Consider the following 17,482-nt stretch of genomic DNA (forward strand, 5'->3'; position numbering starts at 1 on the left):
ATGAAGGTTGCCGATAACCCCCCAACCAATTTGCTCAAGGATTCCACCTGTAATCACTAGAGGAGCAAGGTTTGGGTCAATCATCACGATTGATTTACCGATTGAGATCATCAATCCAGCCGCTGGCATAACGGCGATAACCACCATTAGAGCCTTACCGAATTTTTGCCAAAATTCGAAAGACAATACATTTTTGAATGTAGCTTTCATCATTCAAATCTCCTTTATTTCACTTAGGCAAACGTTTTACGAAAACGTTTGCATTTGCTTATGCATTAATTATACCACTTTTATTTTTTTTGTAAAGGCTTTTACAAAAAATTGTCTCCTTTTTTTAAATCTTAAAAAAAGAAAAAGAGAAGTTTACGAAAACTTCTCTTTAAAATTGTTTTGTTTTTCTGTTTTTGTCTCAATTTGCATTTATATCCAACTAGATTTTCAAGAATCGACGCATTGAAATTCCTGAACCGATGGAGCCAATGAAAATTCCAATTATAAATAACAGAACGGTCATCAATGGGATAAATACATCCGGCGTAATCATTGACAAGTTCTGCCCTACCAGAGATTTATTAACAGATTGATAAACCATATTGTAAATAAAGAAAACTAATACCGAAGGAATAGCTGCACCCAATAAACCAATAAATGCACCTTCTAGCAGGAATGGCCCACGAATATAACCATTCTTAGCACCTACCAAACGCATAATCTGAATCTCGCGACTGCGCGAAATAATGGTGATGCGGATGGTATTGGAAATCAAGAAGACTGCGATAAAAATCAAGAGTCCTGCAATAACCAATCCCCAAACACGGATAAAGGAAGCTAGTTCAAAAAGTCGTTGAGTGTTAGCTCCACCATCTTGAACCTCTGATACTCCCTCAATTTTCTTAGCTTCTTCAGCTACCGTTTTAACGTCACTCGGAGAATTTGTATCAACGATATAGGCATCATAGAGAGGGTTTGCATCCCCTTCAAAGACCTTCCAATCGTCACCCATTGTTTCCGTTAGTTTTTCGTACTGTTCTTCTTTACTTGAGAAGGTAACACTCTTAACAGCAGGCATAGCTTTCAAAGCATCATAGACCTTGTGGTAGTCATTATTGGTAACTGTCTGACCTTCTTTTACAATCGTTTCACTGTTATCCGCTACATCCTTACGAATGTAAACCATGACCCGAACGTTGTTTTCAATATCGGTAGCCAGTTTCGCTGTATTAAAAATTACAGATGCAAACAGGGCAACGAGTGTTAAGGTAATCATAACCGAACTCACTGCTGCTACAGTCATCCAGCCATTTCGTTTTAAACTTTTTAATGATTCAAATAAATGGCGAAAAAATCTACTAATCATCGTATCCATATTCTCCTTTAGCTTCGTCACGAACGACACGGCCATTTTCAATGGCAATGACACGGTGGCGCAAGGTATTTACAATCTGGCTATTGTGAGTCGCCATCAAAACAGTAGTACCTTGGAGATTGATGCGTTCCAACAGATTCATAATCTCCCATGAATTATCTGGGTCCAAGTTTCCTGTTGGTTCATCGGCAATCAATACTTTCGGATTGTTCACGATTGCACGCGCAATCGCAATACGCTGTTGCTCTCCTCCTGAGAGCTCATTTGGGAAAGAACGAACCTTATGTTTCAAACCAACCAAATCCAAGACTTCCATGACGCGCTTTTTGATGGTTCGACGGTTTTCTCCGATTACTTCCATTGCGTAGGCAATATTCTCATAAACCGTTTTCTTAGGCAAAAGTTTGTAATCCTGAAAGACTACCCCAACACTACGACGTAGAAGCGGGACATCTTTCTTCTTAATTTTAACTAAATTAAAGCCTGCAACTGTTAGGCTTCCTTTTTCGATCTTTACTTCTCGGTATAAAGCTCGAATAAAGGTTGACTTACCTGCCCCAGAAGGTCCTACGATATAGGCAAACTCTCCTGGTTCAATGGTAACAGATACACCACGCAGGGCAGTCGTTCCATTGTCATACTTTTTGACAACATCTCTCATTTCAATGATTGACATATGAGTTCCTTTCTATCTTAGCTGATTCGCCACTTGAGGTAGGCATCGATGAAACCATCAAGGTCTCCATCCATGACCTTATCTACCTGAGCAACTTCAAAGCTTGTACGGTGATCTTTTACCATGGTATAAGGCGTGAAAACATATGAACGGATTTGACTTCCCCAAGTGATTTCTTTTTTCTCACCTTTAAGGGAATCAACTTCCGCAGCTTTCTTTTCTTGCTCCATTTGATAGAGCTTAGCCTGCAACATCTTCATGGCACGATCTCTATTTCCATACTGGGTACGATCGACCGTTGATTGGACGACAGTTCCCGTAGGAATGTGTGTCAAACGCACACCTGTTGAAACCTTATTGACGTTTTGTCCACCAGCACCACCTGAACGGAAGGTATCCATTTTGATATCATCTTCACGAATCTCCACTTCGATAGTATCATCCATCTCCGGCATCACTTCTACGGATGTAAATGAAGTATGGCGACGTTTGGCAGAGTCAAATGGTGAAATACGGACTAAACGGTGAACACCCATTTCTGATTTAAGTAGACCGTATGCATTGGGTCCTTCAAAAGACAAGGTCACAGACTTGATACCTGCTTCATCACCAGCCTGGTAATCCAAGACTTCTACTTTAAAGCCTTTTGCATTTCCATAACGAGTGTACATACGAAGCAACATATCCCCCCAGTCCTGAGCCTCAGTACCACCAGATCCTGGATGGATTTCCAAGATTGCATTATTATGGTCATAAGGTTCTGACAAGAGAAGGGTCATCTCGTAGCTGGTCATCATCTTATCCAGTTCTGTCAACTGTTCGACCAGTTCATCATGGACTGACTCGTCTTCTGCTAAAAAGTCCAATAAAATCTCAACTTCATCCTGCAACTCTTCCATTTTACGGAAGGTGTTGTAGGTGTTTTTTAATTCATTTAATTCTTGCGACGTTTTTTGGGCCGCGATATTATCGTTCCAAAAATCAGGTTCCGTCATCTTGTTTTCCAAGATGGCAATCTCTTCCTCTAAGCCTTCGAGGTCAAAGAGACCCCCTGAAAGAAGCCAATTTTTCACGATTTGCGTCAATTTTTTGACGAATTTCTGAAATGTCCATAGATACTCCTTTTCATATCGTTTTATTATACCACAATCTCTTATTTCTTTCCATATTTTGCTTTTCATCGCTTTTTGTTGCAGAAGAAAAGAGGCCCGAAAGCCTCTGGTTTAAAGGACTTTGGCAGAGGTCTGAGTGATTTCCTCCACTTGAATTCCTTCTTTTTCAAACTTATCCTTTAATGAAGTCAAATCGATTTTTCCATCAATTTGAACTTCGATGACGACCTTCCCATCCTTACGTGGAATATTAACAGTGTGGGAAATATTTAAATCCTCTTCTACAATTAGAGCTACAATTTTCCCCAGTACTCCGACTTCATTTTCTGTAATGAAACGAACACGAATCCCCTCTTCTCCGTATCCAGCGATTTCCAAAAAAGCCTGAAAAACATCGCGGTCTGTAATGACGCCGTAGACCTGATGATTGTCTACGACTGGTAATATCCCAATTTTATTTTTCAGCATCAGGTAGGTCGCATCTTCTAGACTAGCATAGCCAGAAACCGTCACGACATCTCGAATCATTACATCTTTTACTTTGGTTTTATTCAGAAGATAATTCATCTCATAGATAGAGAGACTGGTTGCTTTAGATGGGCTGGCTTCCGCAATGGTTCCTTCTGTTACCAATCCGACTAATTGATCGTTTTCGATAACAGGTAAACGGTGCAAACCTTGCTCGCGCATCAAATCTGCTGCGTGTGCTACAGTCGTATCTGGACTGATATAAACTACCTTACGGGTCATGAAATCTTTAACTGCCATGAGACTTCTCCTTCTATATTGCTACTTTTATTATACACTTTCTTAGAAAATCTATCAAACGCTTTCATCTCTTTTTCAAGATTCAGAAAAATCTGCAAAAAGAGGCTAGTCAAAAAATCTTTGAAATCAGAAAAACGCATAGTATCAGGTAGTGAACAACCTTGATATTATGCGTTTTATTGTGGGAGTATTTACTTCATTTGCTCCTGAAATTGAATCTTTTGCCCAACATTTTTAGTTTAAACTGTCACTTGTTCTCTATCTTTTACCATGTACCGTTTAAGAGGTGTCAAACTAGCTAACCAGTATAGTAGTCCACCGAATAGCGCAGTAAATCCGCTACCAGTTGTGATTAAAAAGATTGGACTTTGAATTTGTGCAGTTACAGGGTTGTAAACAAATAGTACCGCTACCAATAAGGAGATAAATACGCAAGACAAGCCAACTAAGTTAAATCCTTTAGTAAACTCGTAGGCGTCATGCCCTTCAAGGAAATAGGCTGAACGCAAGTCGAGTTTTCGTTTTCTTAAGATAAAATAGTCGACAACAATCATACCAATAATTGGCCCCTGAATATAGGCGGCTAGAGAGATGAAGGATCCGAAATACTCTTCTACTCCTCCCCAGATAGTGAGTAGACTCACGTAAACCATGGCAATCCAAACCATTAGTTTATAGCTTACTTTGGGCATCCCACTTTTGACAATCATACAGTTCACGTACGATCCTGTCCCCTGGGTTCCAATATTGGCAAAGGCTACTAGTAGTAGACTTAAGAGAGCAAAGGCTGGGGTGCTTAGAGTTGATAGCATGGTTGTTGGATCACTTTCATAAACACCTGTTTTGACAAACATGGCTAGAGCCATGACTCCACCTGTCGCAACGAAGAATGGAGCCACAACTCCGTATGATAAGGCTGTAGCCCAATATCCACTGCGTTCTGATTTTGCTAAACGCGGTAAAACCAATGCTTGTGTAGACCAAGAGAAAGCAAATGCAACATTTCCTTCTCCAGAGAGCATGAAGCGTTCTAATGGCGTCAAATCTCCTTGAGTGGCTGGTTGGATATTCATAATATCCGTTATAGGAACGGCGACAAAGCAGATTCCAACGATGATCAGACCGACAATCAATAAGGCGATAACCAAGAAGCGATTGGTCCATTTAATCACTTCTGGACCTCCAAGAGCAATGAGAGTTCCAAGCAGAACACAGAGGGTACCAAGAATAGGCGCCCATATTCCCTTGTCCAAACCAAGACCAAAGTTATTTGCCAAATGGATCATGGAACTGGCAAAAAGATTGGCCGCAACAGCATACCATCCAAAGTTAGCCAAGCTAATAATGGTTGATAACAGGGCTACACCTCTTTTTCCTAGAACAGCTCTCAACCAAATCCACAAATCAATTCCATACTTAACCGCAAACAAAATAGGAAGACATTCAATAAAGACCCAGATAATGTTAAAGCTAAAAATATTTATCAACATTTGATTAAAGGTCAAGTATTGAGCTACATAAGCTCCTTGGGTATAACACCAAGTAGCAATGGCAAAACCACTTGTCGATAGAAAGAGATCCCAGAAAGAATACTGACGATCCTTATTGGTCATGGGAACAATTCCGGTTATGGTTTCTTGTTGGATATAGTCATTCATTTTAGACATGTTATTGAATTCCTCCCGTCATTGCTAAGATAATCAAAACAAGGTTGATTAGGACTATGGAAATGATTAAAATGAAATCACTTTTTAGGAAGGGTTGAACAAACTCATAGTTTGACGACTCCATTTCTTCCAATCTTCTCTTTGTTTCAGCTGCTACTAATTCTTCAATTTCGGATGTCGTTTTCATCTTAGTTTTCCTCCAAATACAAGTCAAGGGCTAGTTGTCCATATTGTTTGGTATAGCGATACCAGATGTAGAGAAACTCACCGACTGGTTTTCCGACACTCTCCTGGAACAAGGCCCACAAGAACCAGTAATATGAGGTCACTGCTACATAAGCCAAATAGTGACGTTTGGTTTTCTTATCTGGTACTTCTTGCAAATACAATTCCAGTACTTTTTCAGCATCCTCTACGGTATAATTGGAACACGCGATAAAGGTGCCCAAATCTCCTGCCGGCTCTCCCATTCCAGAATATTCCCAGTCAATCAGACTCATTTCGCCTGCTTCATTCAACAAAAAATTAGGACTATAGGAATCTCCATGACAAAGGACAACCTGTTTTGGATCATTCTGTAAATAGTTTTTGAGAATTGAAACAGTTTCATCCAATTCCTCGAGACCATCAAACTCGAATCGATTTCTAGCCTTCAATTTTTCTATAAAATCATCAATTCCCTCAAATTGGTCAAAGGAATGTCCCGTTTTTTCTCCAGATTGGTGTAACCGTCTCAAGAGGTCCATTGCTTGTGCCACATCATCCCAATTATCATAATCCAGTTGCTTAGCATTGGGAATAAATTCTGAAATTTTCCAGCCCTCATCCTTGTTCATGGCTACGAAGGTACGGTCAATCTTTAATTTTGCAGCAATTTCCATTGAAGCTGCTTCACTAGCTCGATTGATATAATTTTCTGTTCCCCTACCCGGATGACGGTAAACATATTTTTTCCCTAGACAGTCAAATGAAAATGATGTGTTGGTTAATCCATCTTTTAGAGGTTTGATATTGACAATATCTGAAGCCACACACTTTAATGTCTTACAGATATTATCAATAATGGCCGAATCTGCATTTACCAAATAACGTTCATCAAATTGACGGAGTTCATCTAGTGAATCAAATTCTTTAACAATATCCGCTGAATAGTGGCGAGCTTCTAAAAGGAGTTCCTTGACATGGCGGCTATAGTAATCCTCCCAAAGCTGTTCACGATAAGGTTCGTGCCTAAACTCGGTTTCTAAAATTTCCTTGAATTTCTCGCTAAATGCACGGTCGAAATAAACGTGCCCCACCATGGCCCAAGTATTTTCTCCACCAATCTGGATATCAATGATTGTGTGATTCGAATCCTCTATAGCACAATATTCGTCCGTTTGACCTTCTGCAAATATCGTCGAGTAGTAACCTCTATAAATATATTGCTCAAACGGATTTTCCACAAAATAATTATCCGATGAACAAATATAAGTGTTGGAAAGTTGATTTTTAACCAACATAAGAGACGAACAGTTATTATATTTGTAGTAATCATTATTCACTACAATTTTTACACCAAACTTCTCTGCAAGATAGAACATTTTTTCTTGAAGATAACCTACGATAACAGTTATATCTTCTATTCCTGCTTCTTGCAGTTGTCTGATTTCCCTCTCTATCAAGCGTTCCCCCTTGACTTGAAGTAATCCTTTAGGAATTTCATAAGACAAGGGAGCAAAACGACTACTCATGCCAGCAGCCATTATAATGGCATTTTTTACTCGATAGGGTTCTAAAACTTTCTGGCCTAGTTCAGTTAAGTGAAGTTCCTCATCAACCCACTTCTCTTCTTTCAGTTTTTTCAATAATGTGTTAATTGTTCCTAAAGATAGGTCTAACTCTTCAGCTAACTGTCTCTGAGTAAAGGTCTTTTCTTTATGTATCAACATAAAACACAAAAGTTTAAATTGTTTTTCTGTTACCATTCATTAGTCCTCCTGTTCAATTTTTTCTTACTAAGATTATAATATGAACAAAAATGACTGTCAATTCAAATAGGAAAACAATGAGTAAAAATTAAGGCCTTCTTCCCTTTCCTCAAAAAACATATAAATAAAAGAGCTCCTTATTCTGGAGCCCTGAAATATTTTATATTTTTGATAAGTAGTCGTATTAGGTGTCGCTTGGCTGCAATCCTTACCCTCCGACTAAAAAGGTCCCCCGGGTCTATAGGGGAATTGCTTTCGCAACTCTCATCCTCCGACTAAAACAATCCACTGGATTGGATGATTACTTACGCAATCCTTATCTGCCGACTAAAAAGGTCCCCCAGACCTTTTTAGCCACCTAGATATGCTTTTCTGACTTCATCTGATGCTGCGAGTTCTTTTCCTGTTCCTGATAGGACAATCTTTCCTGTTTCAAGTACATAACCTCGATCAGAGATAGCGAGGGCCTTGTTAGCGTTCTGTTCAATTAGGAGAACCGTTGTTCCTTGCTTCTGAATATCTTGAATGATATCGAAAATTTCTTGGATAAAGATCGGGGCAAGTCCCATTGACGGCTCATCCAAGAGAAGGAGCTTAGGTGTCGACATGAGCGCGCGTCCCATAGCCAACATCTGCTGTTCACCACCTGAAAGAGTTGCCGCATCTTGGTTTTTGCGTTCTTCCAGACGAGGGAAGCGTGAGAATACTTTTTTCAAGTTGGCTTGATTTTCTTCACGATTTTTCTTCAAGAAAGCTCCCATTTCTAAGTTTTCCATAACAGTCAAACCTGGGAAAACATGGCGTCCTTCAGGAACTTGTGAAAGGCCACCTGCTACAATTTTTTGAGCTGGCAACTTTTGAATTTCTTTTCCTAAAAACTCAATTTTACCAGCACTTGGACGAACCAAACCTGAAAGGGTGCGAAGAATGGTTGTTTTACCAGCACCATTGGCACCAATCAAGGAAACAACTTCACCTTCATTAACCTCGAAACTTACATCACGAACTGCTTGGATCATGCCGTAATGCACAGAGAGGTTTTCAACTTTTAACATAGACATTAGGCTTCACCTCCTAGATAAGCTTCGATAACGCGTTTGTTGTTCTTGATCTCATCTGGAGTCCCATGAGCAATCAACCGACCATATTCAAGAACATAGATACGCTCAGTGACTTCCATAACCAAATTCATGTCGTGTTCGATGAGCATGATGGTAATTTTAAATTCATCTTTGATACGACGGATCAATTCTGTCAATTCAGCTGTTTCTTGAGGATTCATCCCAGCTGCAGGTTCGTCCAAAAAGAGGATTTTAGGTTCAGTTGCTAGAGCACGAACGATTTCTAATCGACGTTGTTGACCATAGGCCAAATTCTTAGCAAGGGTATCTGCGTCACCATCCAAATCAAAAATCTTCAGCAAGTCCAAAGCTTTGCTTTTTAATTCTTCCTCATTCTTATAAAAAGCTGGTAGGCGTAGGAAGCTCGCAAGGACATGTTGTTTATGATGATTGCTAAATGCAATCAAAACATTTTCCAAAACTGTCAAGTCCTTGAATAAACGGATATTTTGGAAAGTACGACTGAGACCAAGTGAAGCAATCTTATAGGGAGTTTTCCCATTTAGGAGGTGACCATCTAGTGTCACAGTACCTTCGCTTGGTTCATAAACACCGGTCAAGAGATTGAAAAGGGTTGTTTTACCAGCACCATTTGGTCCAATCAGACCAACCAATTCTCCCTCGTTCAATTCAAGAGTGACATCTCCAACAGCTGTTAGACCGCCAAAATGTTTGGTTAACTGTTTAACTTCAAGTAATGCCATTAGTTTTGTCCCTCCTTCTTAGATTTTTTAAAGAAACGTGATAGACTCAATTCCCATGTCCCAAGAAGTCCACCTGGTCTGAAAATCATGACCAATACAAGAGCCAAAGCGTAGATGATCATACGTACGCTTGCTACATCCTGAAGGAGCATATTTAAAATTCCTAAAACAATCGCTGAAACGATTGTACCAGTAATCGATCCAAGTCCACCAAATACAACGATAATCAATACGTTGATGGAATTAATAAAGGTGTAGTCTTTTGGTACAACAGATCCGATAAAACCAGCCTGAAGTGAACCAGCAATACTTGCTGTAATAGCACCAAAGACAAAAGCGATTATCTTGATCTTTGTAGTGTTTACCCCAACGGATTCTGCAGCAATCTCATCCTCACGAACAGATAGAGTAGAGCGCCCAATTGGACTACGTAGGAAGTTGAGAGTTGCAATAGTTGTGATTATCACAAATAGATAAACCATTTGCCAGTTGGTAAAGTTTGGAATACCCAAGATACCAGCAGCACCGTTGGTCAAACTACCACCATTAATGATAAAGATACGAATGATTTCTGAAACACCTAGTGTCGCAACAGCCAGGTAGTCACCCTTCAAACGAAGCGTTGGAATCCCAACGAGCAAAGCGACTGCACCAGAAATCAAGGCACCCAAGACCATTGCTCCAAAGAAGGCACCATAGGTTGGTGATTTTGAACCAATAATCGCTGCTGCATAAGCCCCAATCGCCATAAAACCTGCATGACCGAGTGAGAATTGTCCTGAAAAACCAACGATTAGGTTCAAACCTACTGCAAGAATGATATTAATCCCAATTTGTTCTAAAATTTGAACATGGAATAGATTGAGAACACCGGCAGAAACCAGTAGACTGATCAACCCATAACCCGCTAACAGAAGGAATAACCAGAGAATATTTACTTTAAGATTTGTCTTCATTGTTTACACCTTCTCTTTCACATTCTTACCAAGGATACCTGCAGGTCGAACAATCAGAATCAAAAGCAAGATCCCATATACGATGGCATCACGGAAATCAGACATGCCGAAGGCAGTTGCAAATGTTTCCAACAAACCAATCACAAATCCCCCTAGAGCTGCACCAGGAATAATCCCGATACCACCAAGAACGGCCGCAACGAATGATTTTAGACCTGGAGTCACACCCATCAACGGTTCAAGAGAGTTATAGTAAAGGGCGATGAGGACACCTGCTGCACCAGCAAGGGCTGAACCCAAGGCAAAAGTAAAGCTGATTGTACGATTTACATTAATTCCCATCAATTGAGCTGCGTCACTATCAACTGATACCGCACGCATAGCTTTCCCCATTTTTGTTTTTTGAACAATCACTTGCAATAAAATCATCAGGAGTAAGGAAACTGCTAAAATCATTAACTGGACGTTTGTCAAGCTGATTGGTCCTAAATCATAGCGAACTGTTTGAATGGCTTGAGGAAAGGCGCGAGTATTGGCACCGACTAAGTAAACCATCCCGTATTCCAGTAGGAAAGACACTCCGATAGCTGTAATCAAAACAGCAATACGTGTAGAGTGTCGCAAAGGACGGTAGGCAAGAAACTCAATCACAACACCAAGTAATGCGGTCCCTGCCATTGAAATAATTAAAGCTAAAAAGAAATCCATTTGGAAAGAATTAATCAAAAAGTAACCAATAAAGGCACCCATCATGTAAATATCGCCATGGGCGAAGTTGATGAGTTTGATAATTCCATAAACCATGGTATAACCCAGAGCCAAAAGTGCATAAACACTACCCAGAATTAGACCATTCACAAGTTGTTGGAGCATAGCATTCACTCTTTTCTATCGTTATTTTTTAGAAAATTTCATTATTTTCACAAGTTCATAAACACCGAAACAGGGAGTGAGTCAAAGGCTCATTCCCCATTTCAACTACTATTCTAATGTTATGGTTTTACAACTTCTGCTGCTTCTACTTTACCATTGTTCATGGTCATCATGTAAGCAGTTTTCACTGTATTGTGATCAGCATCAAAGCTCGTTTGACCAGTTACACCATCAAAATCTTTTGTTTTAGCAAGGTTATCCTTGATTTCACCTGAGTTTTTAGCACCTTTTGCAGCATTGGCTACTAGGTAAACTGAGTCATAAGCCAAGGCTGAGAAGGTTGAAGGTTCTTCATTGTATTTAGCACGGTATGCTTCAAGGAAAGCTTTAGCTTTTGCAGAAACATCAACTGTAGTTGAGAATCCTGAGATGAAGTAAATGTTTGATGCTCTTTCAGCAGTTGCTTGTTGAACAAATTCTTCGCCGTTAAATCCATCACCACCAATGATTGGTTTATCAATTCCCATTCCACGAGCTTGGTTTACAATTTTACCAGCTTCTGTGTAGTAACCTGGAACAACGATAGCGTCAAACTCTTTCCCTTTCATTTTTGTAAGGGCTGCTTGGAAGTCAGTATCACCTGCTACAAACGTTTCATCTGCTACAATCTCACCCTTGTAGGCTTCGCGGAAAGATTTAGCAATACCTTTAGCATAGTCACTAGCGTTGTCAGTATAAAGAACAACCTTCTTAGCATTCAATTTGTTTGTTACATAGTTAGAAATAATCTTCCCTTGGAAGCTATCTTGGAATGTTCCGATAAATAGGTAATCTTGACCTTTAGTCAAACCGTCTTGAGTAGCACTTGGTGAAATCAATGGCACTCCAGCCTTAGTAGCGTTAGCTACAGCTGCAGCAGTTGCACCAGATGTCGCAGGTCCTACAATAGCTGCTACTTTTGATTGGGTAACAAGGTTTGTTGTAACAGAAGCTGCTTCAGCAGTTTCTGACTTGTTGTCTTTGTCTACAACTTCGATTTGTTTTCCATCAATTCCACCTGCAGCGTTGATTTCGTCTACAGCAAGTTGGGCACCTTTTTGTTCAGCTGTACCGTAAGCTGCCACAGCACCTGTCTCTTCAAAGTTAAAACCGATTTTAATTGTTTTTTCGTCCACTGGATTTCCAGTTGTGTTTGACGCTCCTGACTTGACCTCTCCACAGGCAGCAAGAAGAGCCACACTAGCAAGAGCCACAAAAGATAGGGCAAATTTTTTCTTCATTTTTAATCTCCTTATAGTTGTTTCAAAAATTGTATGTTAAGAATATACCGAATTATCAGAAAATTGTCAATGTATTTGTCTAACTTTTTAAATGATAACGTTTTCTTCAGTCCGATAGAGATTCCCAACGAAGGGAGCTTCTAGCTCTTGGATATGGCAACGTCTAATTTTCTTGATATATCTTTCCTTACCTAATCTCTCAACTAAGTCATCTAGCTCCTCAGTTGGAACATAGAGTTGCAGGTAGCGATGCTTCTTAGAATGGTAACAGATATCACCGTATTCCTGAAGTTTTTTTGCGTCTCGATTATAGTAGAGATAGATGATTAATCCTGATCTATTTGTTTTTTCAAACATGAGGGATCCTCTTTCTAAGAAATCTTCTCCTATTATACCAAAAAAAGCAAACTCCGTCGAGTTTGCTTTCTAGGTTGCTTAGCTTAAAGAATTATTGGCCATGATTTCATCGATAAAGCCATATTCAAGTGTTTCTTGGGCACTCATCCAGTAATCACGTTCCGCATCTGCATGAATCTGCTCGACTGATTTACCAGAGTTATCTGCAAGGATTTGCTCCAAAGTCTTACGAGTTTTGAGCAAGTGTTCTGCAGCGATTGCCATATCTGTTTGTTGGGTACCACCGCCTGTACCACCCATTGGTTGGTGAATCATGTACTCTGCATTTGGAAGCATGAAACGTTTACCTTTTGCTCCACTTGATGCAATGATAGTCCCCATTGAGGCTGCCATCCCCATCACGATGGTTTGGACATCTGCCTTGATAAAGTTCATGGTATCAACGATTGCCAAACCAGCTGAAACAGAACCACCCGGAGTATTTACATAAAGGTAAATATCTTTTGTACTGTCTTGGGCATCCAAGAAGAGCAATTGGGCAATAACGGAGTTGGCCATGTTGTCTTCAACTGGACCTGTTAGCATGATGATGCGGTCTTTCAGAAGACGAGAGTAAATGTCATAGGAACGTTCTCCACGGCTTGTTTGTTCAATAACTACAGGAATCATTCATTTCTCCTTTTATGTTGAATTTTCTTAGTCATACGACTTCAATACAGAACTATTATATCTTTTTGGTCAAAAAAGGTCAAATTTTTGCTCTATTCTCTAAACAGAAACAAAAACTCAACCTCCTTTCAAGTCAAAAACGAACTTCTAGTTTCACTATTTACTTTGAGATTTTATTTAGTACCGAACAAGCGGTCTCCAGCATCCCCAAGACCTGGAACGATATAACCATGTTCGTTCAAGCGTTCATCCAAGGCTGCTGTAAAGATTTCTACATCTGGATGAGCTTCTTGAAGAGCTTTCACTCCTTCTGGAGCAGATACTAAGCAGACAAACTTGATATTGGATGCGCCTCGTTTTTTAAGCGAATCTACCGCCAAGATTGCTGAGCCACCTGTTGCCAACATTGGATCAACGACAAAGATTTGACGTTGGTCAATATCCTCAGGCAATTTCACCAAGTATTCAACTGGTTGAAGGGTTTCTTCATCACGGTACATACCGATATGACCAACTTTGGCTGCTGGAACCAAGCTCAAGAGGCCATCTACCATCCCGATACCTGCACGCAAGATTGGGACAATCGCCAATTTTTTCCCAGCCAATTGTTTTTGAACGGTCTTTGTGATAGGTGTTTCGATTTCCACATCTTCAAGTGGAAGATCACGAAGTACTTCATATCCCATCAACATTGCAATCTCGTCTACTAGCTCACGAAAAGCTTTTGTAGAAGTGTCTGTACGACGCAAGATTGACAATTTGTGTTGAATGAGTGGATGATTAATGACTTCAATTTTTCCCATTTTCTGAGTTCCTTCTTTCAATTTATTCTTCTTATTATATCAAAAAACGGTTTAAAAAGCTTTCTAAACCATTTATTTTTATTAATTTCTAAATCAAATCTGCCTCTTGGAGAGCTGTCTGAACAGTCTCTAATGGTAAATGGGTCAACTCGGTACCTTTTTCGTGATAAAGGTACTGGGCATAGTCATCCATTCGGTACTGGTTGATATAAACCACGCGCTTGCAACCAACTTGTAGCAGTTGTTTTGTACAGTTCAGACAAGGGAAATGGGTCACATAGGCTGTAAATCCTCTGGGAACCCCTCGTTCGGATCCTTGTAAGATGGCATTAACCTCGGCGTGAAGGGTTCGGACACAGTGACCTTCAATGACTAAACAGTCGTGGTCAATACAGTGCTCCGTTCCCGATACGGAACCATTATAGCCAGTTGAAATGACTTTATTGTCCTTAACGAGGACAGCTCCCACCTTGGCACGTTTACAGGTCGAACGATTGGCAATTAGTAAAGCCTGGGCTGCAAAGTACTCATCCCAAGCCAGTCTTTTTTCTATCATGGCTCTTCTCCTTTTCCTCTATTTTTTGAAAAATGGCAAGCGTAAATCTGCAATCTTTTCAGCCGGAACCTTCATGCCATCCTTGATCCATTTGAGCAGAACCGATACGATGGCAGAACTCCAAAAGGAATGAAGGTAGCTGCTAACGCCTTTTGACTTTCCGTGGTATTTTTCTAGAAATTCCTGCATGGCTTGGACAAAAATCTTTTCCAAGTGGTAGTCCAGAGCAAGTTGGATAACCTTGGCTTCTTTCTTGGCTGCGCGAAAAAGGTGAACCCATACTAGATAAAGATCCGTTTTGACATCGTAGCGGCTCAACTGTTCCATAATGTTATGGACACTGCGTCTAAAAACACTTTCCAAAATCTCTTCTTTGGAATCATAGTTGCGATAGAAGGCGGCACGAGAGACGCCAGCCCGTTTGACCAGCTCCGAAATACTGATCTTGGCCAAGTCTTTTTTCTCTAGAAGTTGCAAAAGAGCCGTCTCGATTGCTTCTCTGGTTAAAAAATTGGATTCTTGATTTGATTTTCTGAGATTTTCAAGAGATTTTTCAGATATTTTACGTTCAGACATAACAATTTCTTTCTACTTGTGACAACAGAGAGGTGGTACTTTTGTTTCAAGGGCTTTCATGATATAATTGTAAAAAAAGACAGAACCTTTGTCAATGTATAAGTGACAAAGATGGAGAATTTCTATGACTTGGAAGATTGTAGCTGACTCTGGTTGTGATTATCGTCAACTAGAAACTCCTGCTATTGATACGGAATTTATTAGTGTTCCTTTAACCATTCAAGTAGGTAATCAGGTCTTTGTTGATGACGCTAGTCTTGACATTGATAAAATGATGGAAACCATGTATGCAACCGCAGAAGCTTCAAAATCAGCTTGCCCAAGCCCTGATGATTACTTGCGTGCATTTGAAGGTGCTAAGCATATCTTTGTCGTTACCATTACTGGTACTCTTTCAGGTAGTCATAATAGTGCACAGCTCGCTAAAAATATCTATCTGGAAGAACACCCTGACACTCAGATTCATGTAATTGATACATTGTCTGCAGGTGGTGAGGTTGACTTGATTGTTGAGAAAATCAATAGTTTGATTGAACAAGGACTTTCTTTTGAAGAAATTGTTGAAGCGATTACAGCCTACCAAGAAAAACGAAGTTACTCTTTGTTCTTGCTAAAGTTGATAACTTGGTCAAAAATGGCCGTCTCAACAAACTTTTGGGAACAGTGGTGGGCCTACTCAATATTCGAATGGTGGGGGAAGCTAGCCAGACAGGGACACTTGAACTATTGCAAAAAGCTCGTGGTGCTAAAAAATCTCTCGATGCAGCTTATGAAGAATTGCTCAAAGCTGGATACGCTGGAGGCCGTATCACTATGGCCCACCGCAGCAATGAAAAATTCTGTCAGCAATTGTCAGAACGCTTGCTGGAAACCTTCCCACAAGCGGATATCAAAATCATACCCACGTCTGGTCTCTGCAGTTTCTATGCAGAAGATGGCGGTTTGTTGATGGGATATGAAATTAACTAAGATTATTAGCAACAAGAGATGCCAAGCATCTCTTGTTTTTTGTGGTACAATAGAGCTATGAAACATTTTGATACTATTGTCATCGGTGGTGGACCTGCTGGCATGATGGCTACGATTTCCAGTAGCTTTTATGGTCAGAAAACTCTTCTCATCGAAAAGAATCGAAAACTTGGGAAAAAATTAGCTGGAACAGGCGGTGGTCGTTGCAATGTGACCAACAATGGAACTTTAGATGACCTAATGGCTGGAATTCCTGGTAACGGGCGCTTTTTATACAGTGTATTTTCCCAGTTTGATAACCACGATATCATCAATTTTTTTACAGAAAATGGTGTTAAACTTAAGGTCGAGGACCACGGACGCGTCTTTCCTGCTAGTGATAAGTCTCGGACCATTATCGAGACGCTAGAAAAGAAAATCACTGAACTCGGTGGTCAAGTTGCTACTCAAACAGAGATTGTTTCGGTTAAAAAGATAGATGACCAGTTTGTCCTCAAGTCCGCAGACCAAAGCTTCACTTGTGAAAAACTCATTGTCACAACAGGTGGTAAATCTTATCCTTCCACCGGTTCGACTGGATTTGGACATGAGATTGCCCGCCATTTTAAACACACCATTACCGAGCTTGAAGCCGCTGAGAGCCCTTTGTTGACAGATTTTCCTCACAAAGCACTTCAGGGGATTTCGCGGGACGATGTGACCTTAAGCTATGGAAAACATGTCATCACCCACGATTTGCTCTTTACCCACTTTGGTCTATCCGGTCCTGCTGCTCTGCGTATGTCTAGTTTTGTCAAGGGTGGGGAAGTTCTTTCACTGGATGCCCTACCACAACTTTCTGAGAGCGACTTGGTAGTTTTTCTAGAAGAAAATCGGGAAAAATCCTTGAAAAATGCTTTAAGAACCTTGCTTCCAGAACGCTTGGCAGAATTTCTTGTGCAAGGCTATCCTGAAAAAGTTAAACAGCTAACTGTGAAAGAACAAGAACAACTTGTCCAGTCCATCAAGGCCCTCCAAATCCTTGTAACTGGTAAAATGTCTCTTGCCAAGTCCTTTGTG

The 17,482-nt window shown here is 40.2% G+C and carries 18 protein-coding genes and 2 pseudogenes; 2 read left to right on the forward strand and 18 right to left on the reverse strand.

Annotated elements, in window-relative coordinates; genetic code table 11:
• The 18 genes and pseudogenes from SORDD15_RS10525 to SORDD15_RS04645 form a co-directional block, all read right to left on the reverse strand.
• A pseudogene (locus SORDD15_RS10525) lies at window positions 1-213 on the reverse strand (PTS glucose transporter subunit IIA); the annotation flags it as partial.
• A gap of 217 nt (window positions 214-430) precedes the next feature.
• Complete coding sequence (gene ftsX / locus SORDD15_RS04565) at window positions 431-1,357, reverse strand: permease-like cell division protein FtsX (RefSeq protein WP_061415679.1); 927 nt, start codon at window positions 1,355-1,357, stop codon at window positions 431-433.
• Window positions 1,350-2,042 (reverse strand): cell division ATP-binding protein FtsE, encoded by a 693-nt coding sequence (gene ftsE / locus SORDD15_RS04570; protein WP_061414840.1) that lies wholly within the window; start codon window positions 2,040-2,042, stop codon window positions 1,350-1,352. The genes ftsX and ftsE overlap by 8 nt, the downstream gene beginning before the upstream one ends.
• A gap of 17 nt (window positions 2,043-2,059) precedes the next feature.
• Window positions 2,060-3,155, reverse strand: a protein-coding gene (gene prfB / locus SORDD15_RS04575) for a peptide chain release factor 2 (protein WP_155718771.1) whose coding sequence is annotated in 2 segments (ribosomal slippage) — window positions 2,060-3,082 and window positions 3,084-3,155 — 1,095 coding nt in all. Because the reading frame shifts where the segments join, the coding sequence is not laid out codon by codon here.
• 110 nt (window positions 3,156-3,265) lie between these two features.
• On the reverse strand, window positions 3,266-3,922 hold the full coding sequence (locus SORDD15_RS04580) for a CBS domain-containing protein (RefSeq protein ID WP_061414843.1): 657 nt from the start codon (window positions 3,920-3,922) through the stop codon (window positions 3,266-3,268).
• Between the two features lie 239 nt (window positions 3,923-4,161).
• Complete coding sequence (locus tag SORDD15_RS04585; protein WP_061414846.1) at window positions 4,162-5,589, reverse strand: cytosine permease; 1,428 nt, start codon at window positions 5,587-5,589, stop codon at window positions 4,162-4,164.
• A gap of 1 nt (window position 5,590) precedes the next feature.
• A complete protein-coding gene (locus tag SORDD15_RS04590; RefSeq protein WP_061414851.1) occupies window positions 5,591-5,776 on the reverse strand; it encodes a hypothetical protein in 186 nt (61 codons plus the stop codon).
• 1 nt (window position 5,777) lies between these two features.
• Window positions 5,778-7,556 (reverse strand): phosphotransferase, encoded by a 1,779-nt coding sequence (locus tag SORDD15_RS04595; RefSeq protein ID WP_061414854.1) that lies wholly within the window; start codon window positions 7,554-7,556, stop codon window positions 5,778-5,780.
• Between the two features lie 353 nt (window positions 7,557-7,909).
• The gene (locus tag SORDD15_RS04600) at window positions 7,910-8,620 is read right to left on the reverse strand and encodes an ABC transporter ATP-binding protein (RefSeq protein ID WP_000062204.1); all 711 of its coding nucleotides are present in this window, start codon (window positions 8,618-8,620) and stop codon (window positions 7,910-7,912) included.
• Complete coding sequence (locus SORDD15_RS04605) at window positions 8,620-9,384, reverse strand: ABC transporter ATP-binding protein (protein WP_001186014.1); 765 nt, start codon at window positions 9,382-9,384, stop codon at window positions 8,620-8,622. Before SORDD15_RS04605 ends, SORDD15_RS04600 begins: the two co-directional genes overlap by 1 nt.
• Window positions 9,384-10,340: a branched-chain amino acid ABC transporter permease gene (locus tag SORDD15_RS04610; RefSeq protein ID WP_061414857.1), complete on the reverse strand. Its 957-nt coding sequence runs from the start codon at window positions 10,338-10,340 to the stop codon at window positions 9,384-9,386. The genes SORDD15_RS04605 and SORDD15_RS04610 overlap by 1 nt, the downstream gene beginning before the upstream one ends.
• Window positions 10,341-10,343: 3 nt before the next feature.
• The gene (locus tag SORDD15_RS04615) at window positions 10,344-11,213 is read right to left on the reverse strand and encodes a branched-chain amino acid ABC transporter permease (RefSeq protein WP_000941414.1); all 870 of its coding nucleotides are present in this window, start codon (window positions 11,211-11,213) and stop codon (window positions 10,344-10,346) included.
• Window positions 11,214-11,332: 119 nt separating this feature from the next.
• Window positions 11,333-12,493 (reverse strand): ABC transporter substrate-binding protein, encoded by a 1,161-nt coding sequence (locus SORDD15_RS04620; protein WP_061414860.1) that lies wholly within the window; start codon window positions 12,491-12,493, stop codon window positions 11,333-11,335.
• Window positions 12,494-12,580: 87 nt separating this feature from the next.
• On the reverse strand, window positions 12,581-12,850 hold the full coding sequence (locus SORDD15_RS04625) for a YlbG family protein (RefSeq protein WP_061414863.1): 270 nt from the start codon (window positions 12,848-12,850) through the stop codon (window positions 12,581-12,583).
• 78 nt (window positions 12,851-12,928) lie between these two features.
• Complete coding sequence (clpP, locus tag SORDD15_RS04630) at window positions 12,929-13,519, reverse strand: ATP-dependent Clp protease proteolytic subunit ClpP (protein ID WP_061414866.1); 591 nt, start codon at window positions 13,517-13,519, stop codon at window positions 12,929-12,931.
• Between the two features lie 173 nt (window positions 13,520-13,692).
• On the reverse strand, window positions 13,693-14,322 hold the full coding sequence (gene upp / locus SORDD15_RS04635; RefSeq protein WP_000515974.1) for a uracil phosphoribosyltransferase: 630 nt from the start codon (window positions 14,320-14,322) through the stop codon (window positions 13,693-13,695).
• Between the two features lie 88 nt (window positions 14,323-14,410).
• A complete protein-coding gene (locus tag SORDD15_RS04640) occupies window positions 14,411-14,878 on the reverse strand; it encodes a deoxycytidylate deaminase (RefSeq protein WP_061414869.1) in 468 nt (155 codons plus the stop codon).
• Window positions 14,879-14,896: 18 nt separating this feature from the next.
• Window positions 14,897-15,454 (reverse strand): TetR/AcrR family transcriptional regulator, encoded by a 558-nt coding sequence (locus tag SORDD15_RS04645; protein ID WP_061414873.1) that lies wholly within the window; start codon window positions 15,452-15,454, stop codon window positions 14,897-14,899.
• Between the two features lie 124 nt (window positions 15,455-15,578).
• On the opposite strand from SORDD15_RS04645, the pseudogene SORDD15_RS04650 reads away from it, so the two are divergent.
• Together SORDD15_RS04650 and SORDD15_RS04655 are read left to right on the forward strand one after the other, a co-directional pair.
• A pseudogene (locus SORDD15_RS04650) lies at window positions 15,579-16,423 on the forward strand (DegV family protein).
• A gap of 57 nt (window positions 16,424-16,480) precedes the next feature.
• On the forward strand, window positions 16,481-17,482 hold a 1,002-nt coding region (locus tag SORDD15_RS04655), incomplete at its 3' end, for an aminoacetone oxidase (RefSeq protein WP_231097633.1).

The organism is Streptococcus oralis (assembly GCF_001578935.1).
Taxonomy (GTDB): domain Bacteria; phylum Bacillota; class Bacilli; order Lactobacillales; family Streptococcaceae; genus Streptococcus; species Streptococcus oralis_R.